This window comes from Niveispirillum sp. GW835-FHT14G11 (assembly GCF_058793615.1).
In genome coordinates, this window is the sequence record NZ_JBXAFZ010000022.1 from 84,000 (window position 1) to 89,999 (window position 6,000).

Below are 6,000 nucleotides of genomic sequence, written 5' to 3' on the forward strand. Positions count from 1 at the left end.
CTCCGCCCAAGGGTCACCCTCTAAGCGGATTGTTATCACCGTGAATAGCGGGCCAGCACCGTGAATTCGTCCGGGGCCGGAACCCCGACCACGCCCGTGGCGCCCGTCGTCACCCAGGCATGGGCCCGCATGATCCGGTCGGCCCCGTCCAGCCGCATCCCGAAATAGAGGCTGGACGGGATGCCGCGCCGTTGCAGCATGGACCGCGCCGTCAGGGCCTGGGGCAGGCATAGGGGGTGCCAGGGCAGATGGCGGGCCGCCCGTTCCACGGCGCGGCCGACGGCGCGGGCCATGGCGGGATCGGTCTCCGCTTCCATTGCGCCGTTCAGGCTTCCCAGCCAGCGGGCGATATGGCGGAAGGGCAGCAGCAGCAGCAGCAGCGAGGCCAGCGCCAGCAGGCAAGCCGCCTCCAGGGCCAGGGCCCGGTCGGGCGCCGGCAGGGCCCGAAACTTACGCCAGCGGCGGCGCATCGACCGGGACCAGCAGGCCACGCTCGCGCAGGGCCGACAGAAATTCCAGCACGTGGGCGCGGGCGGTATCGCCATCCACCTCATATTCGGCGGTCAGGGCCGCCACCAGCCCTTCTGCGCTGACCGGCTGGGCCAGCAGTTCCCAAATGCGGGAGCCGACATCGTTGAGGTTGAAATATTTGCCTTCCGCGGCGCTCATCATCAGCAGTTCGTCGCCGACGGCGGCGGCCAGAAGCCCATCGGCGCGGCGCACCAGGGCGGTCCCTGCTTGTTCATTCATGTCCGGGTCCTTCCTGTCGCGATCCATTCGATCATGGCGCGGAGCCTACCGCTTTTTCCCATCCGTTCACAGATATCCGAACTCCGCCATCACCGCGCCATGCGCAGCCTCGATGGCGGCGGCCTGGTCCGGGGTCAGCACGTCGCGCCAGCCCCCGACCCGGCCGGCGCGGAAGAAGGGGGCTGTCGATTCCGGCCGCCGCTCGCGAAAGCCTTTCTCGGCTTCCTGGCGCTGCAGCTCGCTGAAATCGCACTGGCGGACGGCCCGCGCCACCGCGTCCGGTGTCGCCGCCAATCCCAGGAAGGCGATGGCGCGACCAAAGATGCCGGCCGTGTCGGCGCGCAGATCCTCATAGCGCAGCACATGCACCGGCACGTCGCGCTGCCCCGTCCAGCTGCGGACATGGCCGCTCCAGTCCAGCAGCGGCTGGGGAACCTGTTCATGGCGTGGCTTGTCGCCGCCCATGCGCGTTTTGCCGGACAGGATCTGCCTGACGGCCTTGTCGACCGGGTTGCCGGTGTGGAAGGCCAGGGAGACGGCCACGTCGCGGGGGTCGCGCAGAATATAGAGTGCCGCGCGGGCCGGACGCCCCAGCAGCGGCGTCCCGTCGGCAAGATGACGATAGGCATCGTGCAGCTTGATGAAGATGTCGTGATCGGCCGCCTCCCGCCAGGCTTCCTCCATCAAGCTGGGGCGCATCCTGTCGCATTCCTCCCCCGTCAGAAGGAATGAATCGACCAGGGTCAGGTCCTCGATCACGGGCCTGGTCACCAGGCTGAACGCGGTCAGACCGGGATTGTTGATATCCTCCGGACCCTGCCGCCCGCCCAGGAGATTGGCCAGCAGCAGGCGCAGCCAGGTATTCCCCGACTTGGGATATGAGGCCAGCCAGACCGGGCCGGCCATCACCCGGCCCCCGTCATCGCGTCCAGCACCAGGGCGGCGCCGGCGTCCAGATGTTCCAGGCCCCGTGTGCGTTCCAGCCGGAAGACGGGCACCCGGTCCAGCAGGGCGGCGATCTGGATGAACAGCAGCGGATCATGGCCCATGCGGCGGGCAAGGGAGGGGCGGTAGATCTCCGCGCGCAGCAGGGGAGCGGCATCCACCAGGGCCAGTCGCTCGATCCTGGGCGGGCCCGGCGGGACCGTCCTGTCCCGCGTCCGCAGCAGGATCACGGCCGCCAGGGGCGAAGCGTCCCGTCCCCGATCCGCCGGCGATGACGGGGCGACATGGAACTTGTGCATGTGGCTGCGGATGGGCGGTCCCTGCCGCTCCGCCAGGGTCAGATGGTCGATGGCGTCGGCCCACAGCCGGTGCTGGCGCCCGTCCGGCCAGACCATGGGAATGCCGTCGGCGGCATCGGTGCGGATGGCGGCGATGTCGTCGCCCACGAAGCCGGCACCGGCCCGGCACAGGGCCGCGGCCAGGGTGGATTTCCCCGCCCCCGTCGGGCCGCACAGGGCGATGGCCCGGCCCTGCCAGGCCACCGTGGCGGCATGCAGCGCCAGCAGCCGGCGCTGATGCAGGATGGCGGCGATGCCGGTCGACAGGATGAAGGGGGCGATATCCGCCTCGGTGGCGTTGCCCAGGGGCTGGGCCACGATCTCCCGCCCGTCATCGGCCATCAGGCGGACAAGGCCGGGCATATCCAGGTAGAACCGCCGCCCGACCAGCCGCCAGGTGGGACCCTGATAGTCGGGCACGCCCGGATCGTCGGGAACGGCGCCAACCCGTATGATCACATCCGGTTGCGCTGCGACAGCCGCAGGCCATCCGCCGGGTAAGGGAAGTGTGGCAGCCACCGTCAGGCCGCAAATAAGGTAATCCACAGACCGTACAATCTGAAGGCGGTTACGAACCGGTACCCGGTGACGCTTCGCTCGGCCATACGTTCGGCTTGCTTTCGGTCAGGCTGCGGATGCTCTGGTCGCGAATCTCCGGCTTGTTCCACGCTTTCATTGCTGGCTTGTTCCAGGTCTTCTTGGCCACGGGTTGTTCGTCGCTGTCCATCGGATTCATGTCTTATATCTCGGGCAGGTGGCGGACGGGCGCCGCACGTCAACCATGAATTTAGCAATAACCGGGTAGGCTGACAAGAAGGGGAAGGCCATCCCCAAGGGGGGCTGGTCAACCCGTCCAACGCATTTCAAGCGCCGGGCCGTTTTCGGCCATTGTGACAAAACCCAGCCGCCGGTACAGGTCGTGGGCGGGGTTGCCCGCCATCACCGACAGGCTGGCCGTGGCGCCGGAGGCGGCGGCCATCGCCTGCACCGCGCGCAGCAGCGCCTTTCCCAGGCCGCGCCCCTGCCAGTGCGGTGCCAGCGCGATATCCACGATGCGGATGTCGCCCGGCTGGGCCGACAGGTAGAGACGCCCCACGGGCCCCTCCGGTCCGGTGACGATGCCCCGGAAGGCGCCGGGATATGCCGCGGCATAGTGCAGGACCTGGAGTTGCTGCTGGCCGGCCAGGAACTGGTGCAGGACCGGGGCGGGCCAGCCCAGGATGGCGAATTCCGGACCCCGGGCAGCGGCGAACAGGTCCAGCAGGAACGGCCCGTCGCCATCATCCTCGGCGCGCAGGCCGATCCCCCGCAGGACCCATTCCTGCGGCAGGACCGGAGGCATGGTGATGATCTGTACGCCGTCCATTTTATTTTCAATCCATCGTCCTGCCCCGCCAGGGCGTCCCGGCGGGCAGGCCCGGTGATCGGTTCCGATCACCGGGTACCCGTATCAGTTGGAAATCGGATAGACACCGTCATAGCAGATGCAGAAGACCAGCGGCAGGTAGGGCTGCCGGTTCTCATGCGGGGTGACGGTGCCGTTGGAATTGCCGCCGGTATTGCCGATCGTAGCGTTCAGCAGCGTGGTGGTGGGCGTCTGGCCGGTATTCTTGGTATAGGACGGCAGTGCCGTGGTGACGGTGTCGGAGGTCACCGTGGCCGTGCGGGCCAGCCAGGAGGCGGAGGCCGTGGGGGTGCTCTGGGTATTCTTGGTCAGGTTGGTCGCCACCGGGACCTGCATGCTGAGCGTATGGTTGTGAGCGGGCAACTGGCTGGTGCTGGTCAACGTGACGGTGGCCGCGCCATAGGTATGACCCATGACGCGCGGCGTCAGGCCCGGGCCGGTACCCAGCCCGATGGGGGCCAAGGCCTGCATGTTGGGCAGCCCGAAGGTCTGGTTGGTCGTGCCGCCATAGGTAGTGCCCAGCAAGGAGTACAGAGCCTGATAGCTGTATACGTTGACGATCTGGCCGTAGCAGACCAGCCAGCCCTGGGGCACGAAAGAGAAGGGAAAGGCCCTGATCTCACCGATATAAGCGTCCATGATCTGGTTCCTTATCTATTGGCCTCAAGCGCGCATCGGATAGATGCCGACGACGGCGATGATGAAATTCACCGTGGCACAGGGCATGACATTGGCATGTGGCGCCCCCTGGCCGGCCGATCCGATCGTGCTGGCGGCCGGGCTGATGGTGGTGCCGCCGGCGGTACCCAGGCCGTTCTGAAGATATTGGATGGTCGGGCTGCTGGTATTGGCGAAGGTGACGGCGGGACCGGCGGTCGGCGTGGTCGCGTTGGTGCCGGCCGTCACCAGGCTATGGCTATGGGGCGGCAGGTTCGCCTCCGCCAGCGACGCCGTCTCGCTGCCAAAGGACTGGCCGAGGGTGCGGGCGGTGAGGCCGGTCCCCTGTCCCTGGCCGATGGGCAGACGCCCGCGCAGGTCCGGCACGGCGAAGTTCGTAACGCCGTTGCCGCCATAGGTCGTGCCGATCAGGGCGTAAAGGGCCTGATAATCCTGGATGGCCAAAAGTCTGCCATCGCAGTGCACCCAGTCATTGGGCGCGTTGCCGCTGATATTGGCCATCATGCGGATTTCGCCGACATAGTAGTCAGTCATAGGTCAATCCCCTTTGTTCGATGTCCAGGCGGCGATCAGTTGCGCGGCGGGAAGATGCCCTGGATCGCGATGCAATAATTCACGACCAGCGAGGGCTGCATATTGTTGTGTCCGGTGCCCGCCCCCGTACTCGACAGGGAAAGCGGGTTCAGGGGGATCATGCTGGACGCCGTCGTCGGCGTCGCGAACAGGCTGACGGCCGTCTGCACCGTGGCACTGGTTCCGGCCGACGAGAGTAAGTTGTTGGCCGGCACCGGGAACGTGCCCGGCTGGCTCATCATGGTGACGCTGTGATTATGCGGCGGGATCTGCGAGGTCAGCAGCGATACCGTTTCCGTCCCGCCCGCCATCCCGCGCTGATAGGTGGGGTCGGTATGGGAGGTCCCGGTCAGCGTCCGGCCCCGCAGGTCGGGAAGATTGAAGGTCGTCGTGCCATTGCCCCCGAAGGTCGTGCCGAGCAGGGCATAGAGGGCGGCATTCTGCTGGATCTGAAGCGTTGCGCCATTACAGAGCGCCCAGCCACTCGGCGCCCATGACATGGGAAAGGCGCGAATCTCACCAAGGAACCAATCACCCATTGTCGCCTCCACAACGCAATCTATGATGCAGGTATGTGCTTGTTCATCGCGCATTAACATCGCGATGTGGCCAAAAATATATATCATGCATATACATTCGCCGACAGGCAATTTTACAAATTAATATGACGATAAATAATTACCATACAAGACGCAACCGAAGTAACTAAAACTCAGTATTAACGGTTATTTATAAGTAATGAAATACTTCTTAATGGTTGAATTTTATGTTATAATCCGTGATTTGATCAATATTTTTCTGTACATTGAATGTGATCCATGCTTTGTATTGTCCATATCTTTGCCTGGAGCCCGAGAGAGATGATCGTCTATCAGTACGAAGATTTCGCCCCGCTCGTAACCGGAAAATTCCAAGTCAAAAAGATCGATATCCCCGATTACACGCTGGGATATGCCGATGGCGGGCCGGATGCATTAATCCTGACCTTGTCGTCGGTCACTGAAATTCCGTTCAAGGGCTTTCGTAATCCCATCAGGGAACGTTCCTTTACCATTGAATTCCTTGCCGACCTGGAATTGCCGCAGGGGACGTACCAGATGACCCACGAGGCTCTGGGGGACATCGAGATGTTCCTGGTTCCCCATGGGACGGGTGGTGAAGGCTTTCGCCTGACTGCAACTTTTAATTGATACTTGATGGCATGTCTGGCCTTCATTACTCATTATCCTATGCGCTCTTTGGTTGTGAATACTACTGGCCATTCCGCCACCCACCGACCGCAAGCCCCCCTCCCGCCGGCCCGTCCACGGG

At 64.3% G+C, this 6,000-nt stretch carries 10 protein-coding genes; 1 reads left to right on the forward strand and 9 read right to left on the reverse strand.

All coding sequences use genetic code 11. From position 1 onward, the window contains the following. Positions 1-35: 35 nt before the first annotated feature. The 9 genes from AC1Q7F_RS28670 to AC1Q7F_RS28710 all read right to left on the reverse strand — a co-directional run bounded on the left by AC1Q7F_RS28670 (position 36) and on the right by AC1Q7F_RS28710 (position 5,228). A complete protein-coding gene (locus tag AC1Q7F_RS28670; RefSeq protein WP_492511982.1) occupies positions 36-470 on the reverse strand; it encodes a lasso peptide biosynthesis B2 protein in 435 nt (144 codons plus the stop codon). Then, on the reverse strand, positions 451-750 hold the full coding sequence (locus AC1Q7F_RS28675) for a PqqD family peptide modification chaperone (protein ID WP_492511983.1): 300 nt from the start codon (positions 748-750) through the stop codon (positions 451-453). The genes AC1Q7F_RS28670 and AC1Q7F_RS28675 overlap by 20 nt, the downstream gene beginning before the upstream one ends. A 66-nt stretch (positions 751-816) precedes the next feature. Next, positions 817-1,656, reverse strand: coding sequence for a sulfotransferase domain-containing protein (locus AC1Q7F_RS28680; RefSeq protein WP_492511984.1), 840 nt, complete (start codon positions 1,654-1,656; stop codon positions 817-819). Further along, the gene (locus AC1Q7F_RS28685) at positions 1,656-2,492 is read right to left on the reverse strand and encodes a hypothetical protein (RefSeq protein WP_492511985.1); all 837 of its coding nucleotides are present in this window, start codon (positions 2,490-2,492) and stop codon (positions 1,656-1,658) included. Before AC1Q7F_RS28685 ends, AC1Q7F_RS28680 begins: the two co-directional genes overlap by 1 nt. A gap of 109 nt (positions 2,493-2,601) precedes the next feature. Further along, positions 2,602-2,769, reverse strand: a complete 168-nt coding sequence (locus tag AC1Q7F_RS28690) for a hypothetical protein (protein WP_492511986.1) — start codon at positions 2,767-2,769, stop codon at positions 2,602-2,604. A 108-nt stretch (positions 2,770-2,877) separates the two neighbouring features. Continuing rightward, positions 2,878-3,399 (reverse strand): GNAT family N-acetyltransferase, encoded by a 522-nt coding sequence (locus AC1Q7F_RS28695; protein WP_492511987.1) that lies wholly within the window; start codon positions 3,397-3,399, stop codon positions 2,878-2,880. Between the two features lie 84 nt (positions 3,400-3,483). After that, on the reverse strand, positions 3,484-4,077 hold the full coding sequence (locus AC1Q7F_RS28700) for a phage tail protein (protein ID WP_492511988.1): 594 nt from the start codon (positions 4,075-4,077) through the stop codon (positions 3,484-3,486). Between the two features lie 24 nt (positions 4,078-4,101). After that, positions 4,102-4,650: a phage tail protein gene (locus AC1Q7F_RS28705; protein ID WP_492511989.1), complete on the reverse strand. Its 549-nt coding sequence runs from the start codon at positions 4,648-4,650 to the stop codon at positions 4,102-4,104. 35 nt (positions 4,651-4,685) lie between these two features. After that, a complete protein-coding gene (locus AC1Q7F_RS28710) occupies positions 4,686-5,228 on the reverse strand; it encodes a phage tail protein (protein ID WP_492511990.1) in 543 nt (180 codons plus the stop codon). A gap of 321 nt (positions 5,229-5,549) precedes the next feature. Between AC1Q7F_RS28710 and AC1Q7F_RS28715 the strand changes: the two genes are divergently transcribed. Next, complete coding sequence (locus AC1Q7F_RS28715; RefSeq protein WP_492511991.1) at positions 5,550-5,879, forward strand: DUF6916 family protein; 330 nt, start codon at positions 5,550-5,552, stop codon at positions 5,877-5,879. Positions 5,880-6,000: the final 121 nt, after the last annotated feature.

Coding starts and splice junctions, on each gene's coding strand:
- AC1Q7F_RS28670 (WP_492511982.1), bottom strand. CDS start 470: ATGCGCCGCCGCTGGCGTAAGTTTCGGGCCCTGCCGGCGCCCGACCGG.
- AC1Q7F_RS28675 (WP_492511983.1), bottom strand. CDS start 750: ATGAATGAACAAGCAGGGACCGCCCTGGTGCGCCGCGCCGATGGGCTT.
- AC1Q7F_RS28680 (WP_492511984.1), bottom strand. CDS start 1,656: ATGGCCGGCCCGGTCTGGCTGGCCTCATATCCCAAGTCGGGGAATACC.
- AC1Q7F_RS28690 (WP_492511986.1), bottom strand. CDS start 2,769: ATGAATCCGATGGACAGCGACGAACAACCCGTGGCCAAGAAGACCTGG.
- AC1Q7F_RS28695 (WP_492511987.1), bottom strand. CDS start 3,399: ATGGACGGCGTACAGATCATCACCATGCCTCCGGTCCTGCCGCAGGAA.
- AC1Q7F_RS28700 (WP_492511988.1), bottom strand. CDS start 4,077: ATGGACGCTTATATCGGTGAGATCAGGGCCTTTCCCTTCTCTTTCGTG.
- AC1Q7F_RS28705 (WP_492511989.1), bottom strand. CDS start 4,650: ATGACTGACTACTATGTCGGCGAAATCCGCATGATGGCCAATATCAGC.
- AC1Q7F_RS28710 (WP_492511990.1), bottom strand. CDS start 5,228: ATGGGTGATTGGTTCCTTGGTGAGATTCGCGCCTTTCCCATGTCATGG.
- AC1Q7F_RS28715 (WP_492511991.1), top strand. CDS start 5,550: ATGATCGTCTATCAGTACGAAGATTTCGCCCCGCTCGTAACCGGAAAA.